We start from the raw sequence: 17,733 nt of genomic DNA on the forward strand, positions 1-17,733 counted from the left end.
GTTCCGCTACGGACCAGTTCGCGCAACGAAGCGAGTACGCATGTACACCCCCACCCAAAGCCCCACGTACCTGGCCGCGGAGCTACGGCTCCCCACCAACTGGCTGGACTACACGATCCTGGCGATCTACTTCGTCGTCGTGCTGGGCATCGGTCTCGCCGCACGGCGCTCGGTCAGAACCAGCCTCGACTTCTTCCTCTCCGGACGCTCGCTGCCCGCCTGGATCACCGGTCTCGCCTTCATCTCCGCCAACCTGGCCGCAACCGAGATCCTCGGCATGGCGGCCAACAGCGCCCAGTACGGCGCCTACACCGTCCACTGGTACTGGATCGGCGCCATCCCGGCCATGGTCTTCCTCGGCCTGGTGATGATGCCCTTCTACTACGGCAGCAAGGTCCGCTCGGTCCCCGAGTTCCTGCTGCTGCGCTTCGACCGGTGGGCGCATCTGCTCAGTTCGGTCCTGTTCGCGTTCGCCGCGATCCTGATCGCCGGCGTGAACCTCTACGCGCTCGCGATCGTCGTGGAGGCGCTGCTGGGCTGGCCGCAGTGGGTGGCCATCGTGGTCGCCGGCTTCTTCGTGCTGGCGTACATCACGCTCGGCGGCCTGTCCTCCGCGATCTACAACGAAGTCCTCCAGTTCTTCGTGATCCTGGCGGCCCTCATCCCCATCACCATCCTCGGCCTGAAGAAGGTCGGCGGCTGGGGCGGGCTGACCGACAAGCTCACCGCGGCCCACGGGGACAACTTCACCACCGCGTGGGGCGGCACCGGCATCGGGCACGGCAACCCGCTCGGCGCCAACTGGCTGACCATCGTGCTCGGCCTCGGCTTCGTGCTGTCCTTCGGCTACTGGACGACCAACTTCGCCGAGGTGCAGCGGGCCCTGTCCGCGAAGAACCTCTCCGCCGCGCAGCGCACCCCGCTGATCGCCGCGTTCCCGAAGATCTTCATCGTCTTCCTGGTGATGATCCCGGGCCTGGTGGCCGCCGCGCTCGTGCCGAACATCGGCACCTCCGCGTCGGGGCTCCAGTACAACGACGCCATTCCCTATCTGATGCAGGAACTGCTGCCCAACGGCGTGCTCGGCATCGCGGTGACCGGTCTGCTGGCCGCCTTCATGGCCGGTATGGCGGCCAACGTGTCGTCCTTCAACACCGTGTTCACCAACGACATCTGGGCGAAGTACGTGGTCAAGGACCGCGAGGACGCCTACTACGTCCGCTTCGGCCGGCTGATCACGGCGATCGGTGTCCTCGCCTCCATCGGCACGGCGTTCCTGGCGTCCTCGTTCTCGAACATCATGAGCTACCTCCAGACGCTGTTCTCCTTCTTCAACGTGCCGATGTTCGTCGTGTTCATCGTCGGCATGTTCTGGAAGCGGGCGTCCGCCAAGTCCGGGTTCTGGGGCCTGCTCGCCGGGACCGTGACCGCGATGGTCAACTACTTTGTGATGTACAAGAAGGACATCATCAGCATCCCCTCCGACCAGGGCGCCAACTTCGTCTCCGCGATCGCGGGCTTCGTCGCCGGTGCGGTGGTCATGGTGGCCGTGTCGCTGTTCACCAAGCCGAAGCCGGCCGGGGAGTTGCAGGGGCTCGTCTACGGCACCAGGTCCCCGGGGATGGCCGAGGCCCCCGCCGCCGGCGACGACGCCTGGTACCGCAGGCCGGCCCTGCTGGGCTGGGGCGCGGTGGTGCTGGCCGCCGTCTGCTACATCCCGTTCTCGTTCTGACGGCCGTCCCAAGGGGAGTTTGAACAATCATGACCGAGCACTCCGAACACTCCGAGCACTCTGGGCAGTCCGGGCAGTTCGGACACTCCGAGCGCGACATCCAGCGGGAAGTCACCGAGCTGGAGCAGAAGTCCGCGACCGCCGCCCGCATCTTCGACCTGCGCCGCATCATCGGTGGCCTGTTCATCGTCTACGGCGTCATCGTCACGATCGTCGGCATCACCGACTCGCAGGCCGCCATCGACAAGGCCGAGGGCGTCAACATCAACCTGTGGACGGGCCTGGGCATGCTGATCCTGGGCCTGTTCTTCCTGGCCTGGCTAAGCCTCCGCCCCACCCCGCCCCCACCCCCCACAGCCCCGTCCGACGACACCCCCCACCCCGAGTAACCGCTCCCGGCACAGCCGGGGACGCGTACGACGGGCGTAGGCGGCGGGCGTAGGCGGTCGGCGCGGCCGGGGACGCGTACGGCGGACGCGGCCAGGGACGCGTGCGGTGGGCGTAGGCGGTGGGCGCGGCCGGGGACGCGTGCGGCGGGCGGGGCCGGGACGCATGCGGCGGGCGCGACCGTAGACGCGTACGGCGGGCACGGCCGAAAACGCGTACGCCGGGCACGGCCAGGGAGGCGTGCGGCGGAGCGGCCGAAGACGCAGGTGACGGGCGAAGCCGGGACGCATGCGGCGGGCGCTGCAAGGGCCTGGCGAGCGTGCCGGCGACCACCGTCGGCACACGGCAGCCACCGCACACCGCCCCAGACAGCGCCCACCGAACGCCCCGCGACACCACGTACGCGTGCCGCGCCCTGGTCAGGGGCCGCATGTCCGCGCCCGGCCCCCCGACCACCCACGCAAGCGGGCCGGACCCGACGCTCCGACGAGACCGAACGGCAACCACCACCCCCGGACACGGCCCCACCAGCGGACGCGGCCGAAGACGCAGGCGGCGGGCGGGGCCGGGACGCAAGTGACGGGCGGGGCCGGGACGCATGCGGCGGGCGCTGCAAGGACGGCCTGGGGAGCGTGCCGACGACCACCGTCGGCACGCGGCAGCCACCGCACACCGCCCCAGACAGCGCCCACCGAACGCCCCGCGACGCTGCGTACACGTGCCGCGCGCTGGTAAGGGCCGCATGTCCGCGCCCGGCCCCCGACCGCCCACGCAAGCGGGCCGGACCCGACGCTCCGACAAGACCGAACGGCAACCACCACCCCCGAACACAGCCCCACCAGCGACCGCCGCCGTCACGCCTCCGGCGGCGGCAGCCGGTGCCACCGGCCCGCAACCGGTGACCCCGCCCGTCACCAACCGGCTGAGGCACACGCCGAGGACCACGACGACCCCCGGCACACCGGCGACCGACCACCACCGGGGCAGCCCCTCAACCGGCGGCAGTCGAGGCGAACGACAGCCGCCGCCACCCAGCCCACAACCGGTGACCCCCACCCTCACCACCGACTGAGGCACACGGGGATGGGCGATCGTCCACGGGAGCAGGCGGTCTGTCGGTGGGTCCCGGTGGACCGCTGTCGGAGTTGCCGGGTGGATGGCTAGGGGTGGGGGTTCGCGTGGTCCAGGAGGCCGGTTCTGGCTGCCAGGGCCGCTGCTTCCAGGCGGGAGCCCACGCCCAGTTTCATCAGCACCCGCTGGACGTGCGTCCGGGCGGTCGACGGGGCGATGCCCATGCCGGCGGCGATCAGCCGGGTGTCCTCGCCGTCCGCGACCCGGACCAGGACCTCCACCTCGCGCGGGGTGAGCATCTGCAGCAGCCGCCGGCCCTCGTCGTCGGGTTGGGCGGCGGGATTGAGCAGTTCACCGAAGGCGCTCTGAAGCAGCTGCGGAGCGACGGCCGCCTCCCCCGCCCGCGCCTTCATGATCGCCCGTTCGACCCCCTCGATCCGCTCGTCGTGCCGCACGTACCCGGACGCGCCGGACGCGAAGGCCGCGGCGATCCCGCGCGGCGACGGCACGGGTCCGAGGACCACGACCGCGACCTGCGGCCGCTCCCGCTTGATCTTCACCACCGGGTCGAAGGTGCCCGGCTCGGCAGGCGCCGCCGTACCCAGCAGGCACACCTCGGGCGCGCGGCTGATCACGAGGTCGGCGGCGCCCACGGACGGCGCCGCCGCGGCGAGCACCCGGTGCCCGCGCAGCTTGAGCGCCGAGGCCAGCGCCTCGGCGAGCAATCGGTGGTCGTCCACCACCATGAGCCGCACTCCCACAGAGCAACCCCCCAGTCCCCCCCATGGAGCCCCCACTATGGATGCCCACCGGTCCGCGTGGACAGAGGGCCCCCCGGCACCTCGTCCTTCATTGCCCCCGGAAGCTACACGCTTGTTCGACGTTGCGCTGCCCCTAGAGAGGAGAAGTGCCCCGGATCGAAGGAATCTCCTGCTGTCCCTGCATGCGCGGAGGGTGAGCGGTACGCACGCGGCCCCGCCCCCCGCGGCGAGCAGGGGGCGGGGCCGTGGGGCCGGGCGGGCCTGCGGTCAGCCGCCGGTGCCGAAGGCGACCGCCAGATACTCCTTGCCGTACGCGGTGTTGGTCTTGTGGGCGAACACCGCCGACATGTACAGACGGCCCTGCGCGTAGCGGATCTCCGCGTAGTCCGGCAGCATGCTGGTCTCCGCGTCCCGCACCGCCTTGGTGGCCGGGTTCTCCAGCAGCTTGGTCTCCTTGAAGGAGTTGCCGTCGATGCTGACGATCTGGCCGCCCTTGTCGTAGGGCGGGCGCTTGTACGCGATCAGGTTGGCGCCGTCCATGCGCAGCGGGGTGATCGTGTAGCCGTCGCCGGCGTCCCCGCGCTGCCCGGTCTGCTTGCCGGTGGCGAGGTCGAACGCGACGATCTCGTTGGTCTTGCTGTACTGGCCGCTGCCGTCGTGCTCCTCGGTCGGCACATACAGCTTGTCGCCGCCGACGACGATCTGCCGGCAGTACTCGATCCGGGAGATGCCGTCACAGCGTCCGGCGTAGTCGTCGCCCGGCGCCGAGATCCGGGCGCGCAGCTTTCCGGTCTTGTTGTCGATGGAGAAGTAGTCGGAGATGCCGCTGCCGTCACCGGCGCTGTCGCCGACGTCGGCGGCCACCACCAGCGGGTCGGTGGAGACGATCGCCGCGTACTCGATGCCCGCGGTCATCTTGTACTCGGAGATCACCTTCCCGGACTTCGGATCGATGGTCTGGATGTGCAGCTGGCGGTTGTCGTAGCTGCCGCACTTGCGGACCGCGACCAGCTTGGTGCCGCCGCCGTACCCGGCGTCGTAGCAGGTGTCGGTCGGCTTCGGCTGCCACAGCACCCTGCCGGACAGGTCGAAGGCGGCGCCGCCGCTGGTGCTGCCGACCGCGACCGTGTTCTGGGCGATCGTGACGTTATCGAAGTTGATCGGCCGGTCACCGGAGTTGACCGTCTTCGTCCAGAGCTTGGTCCCCGCGTCGAGGTCGATCAGCGCGAGCTGGCTGCACCCCTCGGTGGAGCCCTTCTTCGGCATCCGCGGCTGGAAGACGACGGCGGTCTTGTTGTCCGAGGTGATGTGGTCGGTGGCCTCGCACACCGGGCCGGGCAGCTTGACCGTCCACAGCTTGCTGCCCTTGACGGGGTCGTAGCCGACGATCTCGGCGATGCCGCTCTTCGCGTACACCTTGTCGGTGAGCCAGGAGCCGGAGGTGACGACCGTGTCGTCGGTCGTGGGCAGCGGAACCTGGAAGAGGACCTTGGACGCGGTGTCGGCGGGCGCCTTCTCCTTGCCGCCGGTGCCGGAGCCGCCGGAGCCGCCCTTGTCGTCCTTGCCGCCGGTGCCGCCGCTGGAGTTCGCCGTGTCCTTCTTCGAGGAGTCGTCGCCGGACGACTTCGCGTACACGAGACCGCCGACCACGATCAGCGCGATGGCCACGACCGCCGACACGATGATGATCAGCGGCGCCTTGGACTTCGCCGGACCGCCGGGCGAACCGGGCTGCGGCTGCTGCGGCATGCCCGGCGGGCCCGGATAGCCGTAACCGGGCTGCGGGGCGTACGCGTTGGGCTGGCCGTACGCGTTGGGCCGGCCGTACGGGCCCGGCTGCTGGCCGGGGTAGCCGTAGCCGGGGGGTGTCTGGGGCCCGCCCTGCGGGGGCTGCGGTGCCTGCGGATACCCGTAGCCGGGCGGCGGGGGCGGCGGGGTCTGGGGGGCCTGCGGCGGCTGCTGCGGATGGCCGGGGCCCTGCTCCGGGGCCTTGCCGAAGCCCGGCGGGGTCGCGGGCGGGCCCTGCGGGGCCGGTGGCGTCGGCGGTCCCGTGGGCGGTTGGGGCGCGCCGAAGCCACCCGGCGCGGGCTGCTGCGGCGGCGGACCGGCGGGCTGCTGCGGCGGGCCCTGGGGCGGGCCGAAACCGCCCTGCTGGGGCGGCTGGTTGGGCGGGGGCGGCGGCTGGGTCATGACGGGTACACCTCGGAGGAACGCTCGAAGACGGCGGAGACGGCGACGACGAAGACGACGAAAGCGACGAAGGGCCGGCGGAAGGAATGCGGTGCGGTCCGGCGCCGCGGTGCGCGCCGGACCGGGCCGGGCTCACTTGCCGAAGGCGAGCATCAGCTTCTCCTTCGAGTCGTCGTTGCCGGTGAGCCGGGTGGAGGAGATGTAGAACCTGCCGTCGACCCAGTCGACCGCGCCGTCGAAGAAGCTGTTCTCGACGGTCGCGGTGGACTGCGGGTTCTGCAGCAGCTTGACCGGCTTGTGGGCGGCGCCCGCGGTCGGGATCGACACGACCTGACCGCCCGCGTCGTACGACGGCTGCACGTACGCGACGAGTTGTCCGCCCTCGACCTTGAGCGGCGCCATCGACTCGTCCGCCGGGGACTTGACGCGCCACTTCTCCTTGCCGTCGGCGAGGCCGATCGCGACGATCTCGTTGGCGCCGCTGGCGGCGTCGGTCGGCAGGTACAGCGTGTCGGCGTCGGCGGCGACGCCGGTGCAGCCCTGCAGCTCACGCGCGAGGATCGCCCAGCCGCACCGGGGAGCGAACTTCTCGTCGACGGTGACCTCCGAGCGGAAGCCGCCGCTGCCGGTGAAGGTGGAGATGTTCCATGCCTTCTTGTCCTCGTTGGTCAGGTAGACCACGAGCGGGTCGACGGAGTAGGCGCGCGCGACCTTCCAGCCCTTCTTGACCGGCTGGGTCCACTTGACCTTGCCGGTGGCCGGGTCGAGTTCCTGGATCTCGTCGTGCTCGTTGCTGCCGGTGGCGTCGCAGGAGGCCACGGAGATCAGCCGGCTCGTGCCGCCCGCGAACGCGGTCGGGAAGCAGGCGTTGCCGTACTTGGTCTTGTCGTACAGCTTGCGGCCGCTGTCCATGTCGTACGCCGTGCCGGACTGTGAGCGGCCCACCATCAGCGTCTTGCCGCTGAGGGTCAGTTCGATGGTGATGGTGCTGTCGAACAGCGCGCCGTCGGCGACCGTGCCGGACCAGCCCTTCTTGCCGGTGTCGAGGTCGATCACCTGGAGCTGGTTGCACTTGGCGCGGTCGCTGGAACCGCTCATGTACGCCACGACGACCTTGTCGTCGGCGGTCTTCCGCGGGGTGACCGCGCAGATCTTCTGCGGGAAGGTGATCGGCTCCCAGGAGGGCTTGCCGTCGGCGACGTCGTAGGCGAAGACCTGCTTGTACGCGGCCTTCACCGCCGTCTTGCCGGTGATCCACATACCGGGGGCGTCGGCGCCGGAACCGGGCGCGTCGGGCGCCGACTTGTACCAGAGCACCCGGGACTCGCCCGCCTGGCGGCCCTCGTTGAGGTCCTCCGGGTCCGAGCCGCCGTTTCCGCTGCCGTCACCGGGGTCGACCGGGCCGCCGGAGGCGGAGGCCGACGGCTTGGCGTCGTCCGACCGCTCGGCGACCGGCTTCTTCCCGCCGTCGTCACCGCTGACCGCGTACACGGTGCCGCCGATCAGGAGCAGCGCCGCCACCGCCCCGCCGACGATCAGCGCGGTCTTCTTCCTGGTGGAGCCGCCGGGCGGCGGGGTGCCGGGCGCGCCGGGGTACTGCGGCTGCTGCGGGTAGCCGTAGCCGGGCTGCTGACCGTAGGGGCCCGGCTGCTGCGGCTGTCCGTACGGGCCCGGCTGGGCGTAGGGTCCCGGCTGGGCGTACGGGCCGGGCTGCTGCGGCGGGCCGTACGGACCCGGCTGCTGCTGTGGCATGGGCGGCGGCTGCGGCGGCTGCGCGGGCGGCGGCGGTGTGCCCGGGATGCCCTGGGCGGCGCCGAAACCTCCCTGCGCGGGCGGGGTCTCGGGAGCCCCGAATCCTCCGCCCTGCGGCGGTTGTCCCTGCGGTGCTCCGAAACCGCCGTGCGGCGGCTGGTCGGGCGGCTGAGTCATCAGCGCTCTTCCCCCTCGTTCACTGATTTTTAGCCACGCCCTGAGGTTCGCGATGGACCCAAGGTCGTTCTCAGACGGTACTCAGACGGCCCTTTCTATCACCCGGAACGGAACGCGTACTTGGCCGGATCCACCCCTGTTCCCAAGGGAGGACCGCCCCGTGATGCCGCCGTTACGCGCCTTCACGCCCCCTTCACCCCGCACCCGCAAGGACCCCGCGCCAGGCCGCAAGCCGGCGCCCCGAAGGGGCGCGGGGAACTGCGCGCCCAGCCACAACGGCGCCGCAGACAACCGACGCCACATCGCGGCAACCCCCGCGGAGCGCTACGCGTCGTCCGCCAGTTCCAGCCAGCGCAGCTCCAGTTCATCGCGCTCGGCCGCCAGGTCCCGCAGTCGGGCGTCGAGCTCGGCCACCTTCGCGAAGTCGGTGGCATGCTCGGCGATCTGCGCGTGCAGCGTGGTCTCCTTCTCCGAGACGCGGTCCAACTGGCGCTCGATCCGCTGGAGTTCCTTCTTCGCGGCCCGCTGGTCGGCGGCGCTGCGCTCCGCCGCCGCGGGCTTCGGCGCCGCGGCGGCGGCCGAGGCGGCCACGGCCTCCTCCATGCGCCGGCGCCGCTCCAGGTACTCGTCGATGCCGCGCGGCAGCATCCGCAGCGTGGCGTCGCCGAGCAGCGCGTACACCCGGTCGGTGGTGCGCTCGACGAAGAACCGGTCGTGGGAGATGACGATCATCGAGCCGGGCCAGCCGTCGAGCAGGTCCTCCAGCTGGGTCAGGGTCTCGATGTCGAGGTCGTTGGTGGGCTCGTCGAGGAAGAGGACGTTGGGCTCGTCCATGAGCAGCCGCAGCAGTTGCAGCCGCCGCCGCTCACCGCCGGACAGATCACCCACCGGCGTCCACTGCTTCTCCTTGGTGAAGCCGAACGTCTCGCACAGCTGCCCCGCGGTCAGCTCGCGCCCCTTGCCGAGGTCGACCCGCTCGCGCACCCGCTGTACGGCCTCCAGGACCCGCCAGGCCGGGTCGAGTTCGGCGACCTCCTGGGAGAGGTAGGCGAGCCTGACCGTCTTGCCGACGGCGATCCGGCCGCTCACGGGCTGTGCCTCGCCGGCGGTGCGCGCCGCGTCCGCCATGGCCCGCAGCAGCGAGGTCTTCCCGGCGCCGTTGACCCCGACCAGAGCGATCCGGTCGCCGGGGCCGAGCTGCCAGGTGACGTGCTTGAGCAGCATCTTCGGACCGGCCTGGACGCTCACGTCCTCCAGGTCGAAGACGGTCTTGCCGAGCCGTGAGGAGGCGAACCTCATCAGCTCGCTGCTGTCACGGGGCGGCGGCACGTCCTTGATCAGCTCGTTGGCGGCCTCCACCCGGAACCGCGGCTTGGAGGTCCTGGCGGGCGCGCCGCGCCTGAGCCAGGCCAGTTCCTTGCGGATCAGGTTCTGCCGCTTGACCTCCTCGGTGGCGGCGATGCGCTCGCGCTCGGCGCGGGCGAAGACGTAGTCGGAGTAGCCGCCCTCGTACTCGTAGACCGCGCCGCGCTGCACGTCCCACATCCGGGTGCACACCTGGTCCAGGAACCAGCGGTCGTGGGTCACGCACACCAGCGCCGAACGCCGCTCCCGCAGATGCCGGGCCAGCCAGGCGATGCCCTCCACGTCGAGGTGGTTGGTGGGCTCGTCGAGGACGAGCAGGTCCTGCTGCTCGATGAGCAGCTTGGCCAGCGCGATGCGGCGCCGCTCGCCACCGGACAGCGGGCCGATGACGGTGTCCAGGCCCGCCGGGAAGCCCGGCAGGTCGAGCCCGCCGAACAGGCCGGTCAGTACGTCCCTGACCTTGGCGTCGCCCGCCCACTCGTGGTCGGCCATGTCCCCGATGACCTCGTGCCGCACGGTGGCCGCCGGGTCGAGCGAGTCATGCTGCGTGAGCACGCCGAGCCGCAGCCCGCCGGAGTGCGTGATGCGCCCGGTGTCGGCCTCCTCCAGCTTGGCGAGCATCCGGATGAGGGTGGTCTTGCCGTCGCCGTTGCGTCCGACGACCCCGATCCGGTCCCCTTCGGACACGCCGAGCGAGACGCCGTCCAGCAGCGCACGCGTGCCGTACACCTTGCTGACGTTCTCGACATTGACCAGGTTGACGGCCATTTCACTCCTGTGCGCGGGGATCGATCAGCCTTCAAGCGTAGGGCCTGCGGCGGCGCGGGCGGGGCGCCCGGGGGTGGTCACTCTTTGTGATGACGCGATCGGGATCCGGCGGTTACCGTGGAGGGCAGGCAGCAGGATCCCGTCCATGGGAGGAACCATGACCGCCGAGTCCGTCGAGCACCACGTGCAGTGGCCGGTGCCGCCGCAGGACGGCTACACCGTGGACGACCTGTTCACGCTGCCCGATCTCCCGCCGCACACCGAGCTGATCGACGGGAGCCTGATCTTCGTGAGTCCGCAGCGCCGCTTCCACGGCAACATGGTCGACTTGCTCGTCTTCGGCCTGCGCAGCAGTGGTCTGCCCGCCGAGTTCAGGGTCAGCCGGGAGATGACCGTGGTCCTCGACAAGCGCAACGGCCCCGAACCGGACGTGAGCGTGATCCGGGCTGATGCCATCACCGGGCCGGAACAGACGAGCTACCGAGCCGAGGCCGTACTCCTGGCCATCGAAGTCGTCTCGCCCGATTCCGAGTCCCGTGACCGCACGACCAAGCCGCAGAAGTACTCCGCCGCCGGGATCCCGAACTTCTGGCGCGTCGAGGCGAGCGGGACGAGCGGCAGGCCCGTCATCCACGTCTACGAACTCGACCCGCTCACCAAGGCGTATGTGCACATGGGCATGCACCGCGACCGCATCAAGGTCGACAAGCCCTACCCCATCGACATCGATCTGACCGCCATCGACAACCTCTGAGTCACCCGCGCCTCAGAGCACCGTCGCGCCCGCCGCCGGTCCGGAGGCCGTTCGTACGGTGCGGCACGTCCCGGACGACCGCAGTGCTTCCCCCACCCGCTCCGCCGACTCGGGGTCACGGGCCAGGAACGCCGTGGTCGGGCCCGAACCGGAGACCAGCGCCGTGAGCGCGCCCGCCGCGCGGCCCGCCGCCAGGGTGTCCGCCAGTTCCGGGAAGAGGGACAGGGCCGCGGGCTGGAGATCGTTGGAGACGCCGGCCGCCAGCAGGTCCGGGTCGCCCTTCGCGAGCGCGTCCAACAGGTCCGGGCAGGCCACCGGCTCGGGGATGTCACGGCCCTCGGCGAGCCGGTCGAACTCGCGGAACACGGCCGGCGTGGACAGGCCACGGTCGGCCATCGCGAACACCCAGTGGAAGGCGCCGCCGACGTCGAGCGCCGTCAGCCGCTCGCCGCGCCCGGTGCCAAGGGCCGCCCCGCCGAGCAGACTGAACGGCACATCACTGCCCAACTCGGCGCAGATGTCGAGGAGTTCGGCCTGCGAGGAGCCCGTACCCCATAGCGTGTCGCAGGCCAGCAGCGCGCCCGCCCCGTCCGCGCTGCCGCCCGCCATGCCACCGGCGACCGGAATGTCCTTGGCGATGTGGATGTGCACGGCGGGCTCGATGCCACGGCGCCCGGCGAGCGCGACGGCGGCGCGCGCCGCGAGGTTGGTGCCGTCGAGCGGGACCTGACCGGCGTCCGGGCCGGCGCAGGTGACCCGCAGTTCATCGGCCGGGGTCACGGTGACCTCGTCGTACAGGCCGACCGCGAGGAAGACGTTGGCCAGGTCGTGGAAGCCGTCGGGTCTGGCGGCGCCCACGGCGAGCTGGACGTTGACCTTGGCCGGTACGCGTACCGTGACGCTCACTTGCTCTCCTTGTGCTCCGCGATCCGCGCGAACTCCTCCACGGTCAGCGACTCCCCGCGTGCCTGCGGCGAGACCCCGGCCGCGACCAGGGCCGCCTCGGCCGCCGCCGCGGAACCGGCCCATCCGGCCAGGGCCGCCCGCAGCGTCTTGCGGCGCTGCGCGAACGCCGCGTCCACAACCGCGAAGACCTCCCGCTTCGACGCCGTGGTCTTGACCGGTTCGGCCCGCCGGACCAGGGAGACCAGCCCGCTGTCCACGTTCGGCGCGGGCCAGAAGACGGTGCGCCCGATGGCCCCGGCCCGTTTCACCTCGGCGTACCAGTTCGCCTTGACGGAGGGGACGCCGTACACCTTCGAGCCGGGCGCGGCGGCGAGCCGGTCCGCGACCTCCGACTGCACCATCACCAGGGTCCGCTCGATCCCGGGGAAGGTGTCGAGCATGTGCAGCAGCACGGGCACGGCCACGTTGTACGGCAGGTTCGCGACCAGTGCCGTCGGGGCGGGGCCGGGCAGCGCGGCGACGTCCAGGGCGTCGGAGTGGACCAGCGCGAACCGGTCGGCGCGCTCGGGCATCCGCGCGGCGATCGTGGCGGGCAGCGCGGCGGCCAGCACGTCGTCGATCTCGACGGCGGTGACCCGGTCGGCGGCCTCCAGCAGGGCCAGGGTGAGGGAGCCGAGCCCCGGGCCGACCTCGACCACGACGTCGTCGGGGCGGACCCCGGCGGTGCGGACGATACGGCGGACGGTGTTCGCGTCGATCACGAAGTTCTGGCCGCGCTGCTTGGTCGGGCGCACGCCCAGCGCTGCCGCCAGCTCACGGATGTCGGCGGGCCCGAGGAGGGCGTCAGGGATGGGGCTGCTCACGGCACAAGGGTACGGGCCCGCGCCGACCCCCCAGCCCCACCGGCCGGTCGGGACGGCCCACGGCCCGGACGGCCCCGCAGCCCCACGGCCCGAACGGCCTGGACAGCCCCGCAGCCCGGACAGCCCCACGGCCCGGACGGCCCGGCGAGACCGGGGCCCGGCGCGACCGCAGTCCACCGGCGCCAAGACCCACCGGCGCCATGGCCCACCAGGGCCGCAGCCGGGCCAGGCCACGCTCCCGCGAGACCGCGGTCCACCGAGACCGCGCCCCAGCGGTCCGGCGGACACAGGGCTCGGGCGGGCACGCGGTCCGGCGGGCACGGGGTCCGGCGGGCACGGGGGCCGGCGAGCACGCGGTCCGGCGGGCACGGGATCCGACACGCACGGGGACCGGCGGGCACGGGGGCCGGCGGGCACGGGGACCGGCGAGCACGGGATCCGACACGCACGGGGGCCGGCGAGCACGGGATCCGACACGCACGGGGGCCGGCGAGCACAGGGTCCGACACGCACGGGGGCCGGCGAGCACAGGGTCCGACACGCACGGGGGCCGGCGGGCACAGGGTCCGACACGCACGGGGGCCGGCGGGGCCGCGGTCCGGCCGAGCCGCAGCCCGCGAGGCCGCAGTCCACCGGCGCCACCGTCCGGCGAAGCCACGCTCCGACGCGACCGCAGTCCACCGAGACCGCGCTCCAGCGGTCCGGCGGGCACAGCGTCCGGCAGGCACGCAGTCCGCCGAGGCCGCAATCCACCGGGCCCGCGCTCCAGCGACCCCACGGCCCGGTGGCCCCACGGCCAAGCGGGCCCGCGCTCCAGCGGTCCCGTGGGCAAGCGGGCCCGTGGGCCCCTCGGGGGTCACCCGTACAGGCGGGATCCGCAGTGGGGCCAGGGGCTTGTGCCTCGGCGCACGTACAGCTTCTTGGCCCGGTACGTCTGCTCCGCCGCCGAGGCGTCCTGCGGGCGTCCCTTGCCGCCCAGGCTGCGCCAGGTGTGCGTGTCGAACTGGTAGAGGCCGCCGTAGGTGCCCGAGGGGTCCACCGCGGCGGGCCGCCCGCTGGACTCGCAGGCCGCGAGCGCGCGCCAGTTCAGTCCCTCGGCGCCCGCGACGGAGGGCGGCGGCGGCTTGATGCCCACCCGGACGAGCTGGGTGAGCGGCTCGCGGACCACCCGGGACTTTTCCCGGCGCGGCTTCTGCCGGACCCCGTTGACGGTCCGCAGCAGATAGGTCACGCGCCGCACGCCCGGCTGTCCGGCACGGTCGACCACCTCGATGCCCCGGAACAGCGCGGGGTCGTTGGTCCGGCGCACTTGGAACGGGATCGGCTCCTCGCGTACCTCCTTGGTGCCGGTCACCCGCAGCACGGTCACCGTCTGTCCGTCCCGCGGGAAGCTGCCGGACGGCACGGACGTGGTGTCCTGGCCGCGCAGCGTGATCCCGGCCTGCTCGACCGTCTCGCGGACGGTCGCCGCGTTGGTGCGGACGGTGTGGGCGCGGCCGTCCGCGATGACCGTCACCGCGCGTTCGGTGCGCACGTCGAGGGTGAGCCCGGCGCGGCCGATGGGCTGGGAGCGGGCGGCCGACAGATAGGCGCCCTCCGCGCGCACCCCGAGCTGTGCGAGCGCTTCCTCGACGGTGCGCGCCGTCGTCCACACCTGGCGCCGCTCGCCGTCGATCGTGAGCCGCAGGGGGCGCCCGTAGCGCACCGCGATCTCGTCGCCGCTGCTGAGCGCCGAGCCGCGGGCGGGCGTGACCACGTCGTGCGCCCCCACCGGCACGCCCTCCTCGGCGAGCAGTTCGGTCACGTCGTCGGCGAAGGTGTGCAGGGTGCGCGCCTTCCCGTCGACGCTCAGCTCGATCGCCTTGTCCTTGGCGACGAACGCGCTGGTCCCGCCGGCCAGGAAGGCGACGACCAGGGCCTGCGGCACCAGTCGGCGCATCGTGGGCTCCGAGCGCCGGGCGTAGCGCGCCCGGCGCCGGTGTGCGGCGCGCCGGTCCGAGCGGGGGCGCAGGACGGGCTCGCGCAGGTCCGGCACGCTCCCGCCGGGCGCCTGTCGCGGCAGCAGCGGCTGTTCGTAGGCGGGCCGGTGGGTGGCCCGGTACGCGCCGCCGGTGACGGGCGTCTCCCACGTGCCGTACCCCGCCGCCGGGGCCGGGGCCGGGCCGGGTCCCTGGAGATACGTCCCGTAGGGCCCGTACATCCCAGGCGTCCCGTACCCGTACGTCCCATGAGTCCCGTACGTCTCGTACTGCGGATTGCTCACACCGACACGCTCCAGAGGGCCGAAAAGGGGTCCAAAAGGCCCCCAGAACCTAGCGGAGCACCCGTCACTCTCCAAAACGACACAACTACCGACAGCGAGGAGAGGTCACGCGGCGGTCAGTAGGCGAAGGCGCGGGCCGTGTTGGCACCCAGGGCCGCCGCCAGGGTGTCCTCGTCGATGCCGCGCACGGCGGCCATCGCCCGCACCGTCACCGGAACCAGGTAGGGCGCGTTGGGCCGTCCGCGGTACGGCGCCGGGGTGAGGAACGGGGCGTCCGTCTCCACCAGGACCAGTTCCAGCGGGGCGACGGCGAGCGCGTCCCGCAGATTCTGGGCGTTCTTGAAGGTGACGTTCCCGGCGAAGGACATGAAGTAGCCCTCGCGGGCGCACACGTCGGCCATCGCGGCGTCGCCCGAGTAGCAGTGGAAGACGGTGCGCTCGGGCGCGCCCTCCTCCTTGAGGACGCGCAGCACGTCGGCGTGCGCGTCACGGTCGTGGATGACCAGGGCCTTGCCGTGCCGCTTGGCGATCTCGATATGGGCGCGGAAGGACCGCTCCTGGGCCGCCTTGCCCTCGGGGCCGGTGCGGAAGTGGTCGAGCCCCGTCTCGCCGACGCCCTTGACCTGCGGCAGCCCGGCCAGCCGGTCGATCTCGGCGAGCGCTTCGTCCAGGGCGGCGTCGCCGCCCGCCTCCCGGGCGCCCTGCCGGGACCACCCTTCAGGGTCGCCGTGCACGATGCGCGGGGCCTCGTTGGGGTGCAGGGCGACGGTCGCGTGCACACCGTCGTATGCCGCGGCGGTCTCCGCGGCCCACTGGGAGCCCTTGATGTCGCAGCCGACCTGGACGACCGTCGTCACCCCCACCGACGCGGCCCTGGCAAGGCCCTCCTCGACCGTGCCTGACTGCATGTCGAGATGGGTGTGGGAGTCGGCGACCGGCACCCGGAGGGGTTCCGGGAGCGGCGGCGCCGCGTTCTTGTCGGCGTTCGAAGGCATGCCCCGATCCTACGAAAGGGGCATGCCGCCGCGGCCGGGCCGTCCCGTGCCGGTCAGCCCGCCTTGCGCTGGAACGGATGGAGGAGATCGGACAGGTGCCAGTGGTGGTGCGCCGGCTCCGGTTCCCGCTCGGCCGTCCGCGCCGCCGGCACCTCCGGCACCTCGACCGGTCCGGCCGGGGGCGTGCGGTGCCGGTGCCCGTGCGCCGCGCCGAGCACCGACGAGACCTGTCCGGCCCGCATGATCCGCACCACGCGGCCGTCGCAGTTCTGGCACACGGGCCGGCTCAGCGGCGACGGGACGACCCGCCCGTTCGCCACATACATGACGAACTCGGCGCCGTCGGCGTCCGTGTGGTGCTCTATCTCGTACGACTGCTCCCAGCCGTGCCCGCAGCGCATGCAGGCGAAGGAATACGACTCGTGAACGACGGCTGTCGCCGCCCCGCGGAGGCCGGTCTGCCCTGCGATCTCGCTCATGCCAGCTGCTCCTCTTGTCCGCCGGACCCTCCAGTCCAGTGGACGCCTCCCACCACCCCCAATGCACCACCGCCTGCCGAGTATTGGACCCGATTTGGCAGACCTTTGCCCCACCACCCCGACACCCAGCCCACCCCTTTGCCCGACGCTCCCTCCCTTTGCTCCCCCATGGGGCGCAAAGCGCCCCACCAGGGGCGCGGGGAACTGCGCACCCAGCCCAAAACAACCCGCACCCCACAACACACCCCAACCCCAACGGCGCCCCATAGGGGCGCGGGGAACTGCGCAAAACCCCCCACAACCCGCACCCCGCAACGCACCCCAACCCCCACAACGCGCCCCGAAAACCCCGCCCTACCCAGCGGAGCGCTTCGCGGAGACGACCGCATCGAACACCACCCGCTTAGGAACCCCCGCCTCGACCGCCACCGCGGCAATCGCCTCCTTGCGCCGCTCCCCCGCCTCCTCGCGGACCCGGACCCGCCGCACGAGTTCAGCGGCGTCCAGGTCCTCGGGACCGGCCTCGGGGGCGCCCTGGACGACGACGGTGATCTCGCCCCGTACCCCGTCCGCCGCCCACCGGGCCAGCTCGGCCAGCGGGCCGCGGCGCACCTCCTCGTACGTCTTGGTCAGCTCCCGGCAGACCGCGGCCCGCCGCTGCCCGCCGAACACCTCGGCCATCGCGGCGAGCGTGTCGTCCAGGCGGTGCGGCGCCTCGAAGTACACCAGCGTGCGCCGCTCCCCGGCGACCTCCCGCAGCCGGGACAGCCGCTCGCCCGCCTTGCGCGGCAGGAAACCCTCGAAGCAGAACCGGTCGACGGGCAGCCCGGACAGCGCGAGGGCGGTGAGCACGGCGGACGGACCGGGGACCGCGGTGACCCGGATGTCCCGCTCGACGGCGGCGGCGACCAGCCGGTACCCGGGGTCGGAGACCGACGGCATCCCGGCGTCGGTCACCAGCAGCACCCGGGCGCCGCCCGACAGTTCGGCGACCAGTTCCGGCGTCCTGGCCGCCTCGTTGCCCTCGAAGTAGGAGACCACGCGTCCCTTCGTGGTGACGCCGAGCGCCTGCGTCAGCCGGCGCAGCCGCCGGGTGTCCTCGGCGGCCACGACGTCCGCGGCCGCCAGTTCCGCCGCGAGCCGCGGCGGCGCGTCCGCGACGTCGCCGATGGGAGTGCCCGCCAAGACAAGGGTTCCAGTCACGCCCCCATCCTCCCAGGGGCGCGCGGACGGGGGCGCATCCGGACCCGTAGCGCCCATGCGCGGGACT

The 17,733-nt window shown here is 72.4% G+C and carries 13 protein-coding genes; 3 read left to right on the forward strand and 10 right to left on the reverse strand.

The features are described from left to right. Window positions 1–40 precede the first annotated feature (40 nt). Both AC27LF_RS20495 and AC27LF_RS20500 read left to right on the forward strand, forming a co-directional pair. Entirely contained in the window at window positions 41–1,732 is a 1,692-nt protein-coding gene (locus AC27LF_RS20495; protein WP_479659303.1) for a sodium:solute symporter family protein, read from the forward strand. Window positions 1,733–1,761: 29 nt separating this feature from the next. Beyond that, window positions 1,762–2,121, forward strand: a complete 360-nt coding sequence (locus AC27LF_RS20500; protein WP_479659302.1) for a hypothetical protein — start codon at window positions 1,762–1,764, stop codon at window positions 2,119–2,121. A 1,158-nt stretch (window positions 2,122–3,279) separates the two neighbouring features. Here the strand turns inward: AC27LF_RS20500 and AC27LF_RS20505 are convergent. The 4 genes from AC27LF_RS20505 to AC27LF_RS20520 all read right to left on the reverse strand — a co-directional run bounded on the left by AC27LF_RS20505 (window position 3,280) and on the right by AC27LF_RS20520 (window position 10,203). Then, window positions 3,280–3,951: a helix-turn-helix transcriptional regulator gene (locus tag AC27LF_RS20505; protein ID WP_479659301.1), complete on the reverse strand. Its 672-nt coding sequence runs from the start codon at window positions 3,949–3,951 to the stop codon at window positions 3,280–3,282. A gap of 267 nt (window positions 3,952–4,218) precedes the next feature. Next, entirely contained in the window at window positions 4,219–6,141 is a 1,923-nt protein-coding gene (locus AC27LF_RS20510) for an outer membrane protein assembly factor BamB family protein (RefSeq protein ID WP_479659300.1), read from the reverse strand. A 132-nt stretch (window positions 6,142–6,273) separates the two neighbouring features. Further along, the gene (locus AC27LF_RS20515) at window positions 6,274–8,070 is read right to left on the reverse strand and encodes an outer membrane protein assembly factor BamB family protein (protein ID WP_479659299.1); all 1,797 of its coding nucleotides are present in this window, start codon (window positions 8,068–8,070) and stop codon (window positions 6,274–6,276) included. A gap of 324 nt (window positions 8,071–8,394) precedes the next feature. Continuing rightward, on the reverse strand, window positions 8,395–10,203 hold the full coding sequence (locus AC27LF_RS20520) for an ABC-F family ATP-binding cassette domain-containing protein (protein ID WP_479659298.1): 1,809 nt from the start codon (window positions 10,201–10,203) through the stop codon (window positions 8,395–8,397). Window positions 10,204–10,360: 157 nt separating this feature from the next. Here AC27LF_RS20520 and AC27LF_RS20525 point away from each other — a divergent pair, with 157 nt between their 5' ends. Continuing rightward, window positions 10,361–10,957: a Uma2 family endonuclease gene (locus AC27LF_RS20525; RefSeq protein WP_479659337.1), complete on the forward strand. Its 597-nt coding sequence runs from the start codon at window positions 10,361–10,363 to the stop codon at window positions 10,955–10,957. Between the two features lie 12 nt (window positions 10,958–10,969). On the opposite strand, the gene AC27LF_RS20530 is transcribed toward AC27LF_RS20525, so the two are convergent. The 6 genes from AC27LF_RS20530 to rsmI form a co-directional block, all read right to left on the reverse strand. Further along, on the reverse strand, window positions 10,970–11,863 hold the full coding sequence (locus tag AC27LF_RS20530; protein ID WP_479659297.1) for a 4-(cytidine 5'-diphospho)-2-C-methyl-D-erythritol kinase: 894 nt from the start codon (window positions 11,861–11,863) through the stop codon (window positions 10,970–10,972). Continuing rightward, window positions 11,860–12,726 (reverse strand): 16S rRNA (adenine(1518)-N(6)/adenine(1519)-N(6))-dimethyltransferase RsmA, encoded by an 867-nt coding sequence (gene rsmA, locus AC27LF_RS20535; protein ID WP_479659296.1) that lies wholly within the window; start codon window positions 12,724–12,726, stop codon window positions 11,860–11,862. Before rsmA ends, AC27LF_RS20530 begins: the two co-directional genes overlap by 4 nt. A gap of 856 nt (window positions 12,727–13,582) precedes the next feature. Then, window positions 13,583–14,989, reverse strand: a complete 1,407-nt coding sequence (locus AC27LF_RS20540) for a resuscitation-promoting factor (RefSeq protein WP_479659295.1) — start codon at window positions 14,987–14,989, stop codon at window positions 13,583–13,585. 116 nt (window positions 14,990–15,105) lie between these two features. Next, the gene (locus tag AC27LF_RS20545; RefSeq protein WP_479659294.1) at window positions 15,106–15,984 is read right to left on the reverse strand and encodes a TatD family hydrolase; all 879 of its coding nucleotides are present in this window, start codon (window positions 15,982–15,984) and stop codon (window positions 15,106–15,108) included. A 53-nt stretch (window positions 15,985–16,037) separates the two neighbouring features. Then, the gene (locus tag AC27LF_RS20550) at window positions 16,038–16,463 is read right to left on the reverse strand and encodes a hypothetical protein (RefSeq protein WP_479659293.1); all 426 of its coding nucleotides are present in this window, start codon (window positions 16,461–16,463) and stop codon (window positions 16,038–16,040) included. A 354-nt stretch (window positions 16,464–16,817) separates the two neighbouring features. Continuing rightward, window positions 16,818–17,666: a 16S rRNA (cytidine(1402)-2'-O)-methyltransferase gene (gene rsmI / locus AC27LF_RS20555; protein WP_479659292.1), complete on the reverse strand. Its 849-nt coding sequence runs from the start codon at window positions 17,664–17,666 to the stop codon at window positions 16,818–16,820. Between the last annotated feature and the right edge of the window lie 67 nt (window positions 17,667–17,733).

This window comes from Streptomyces diversicolor (genome assembly GCF_057537855.1).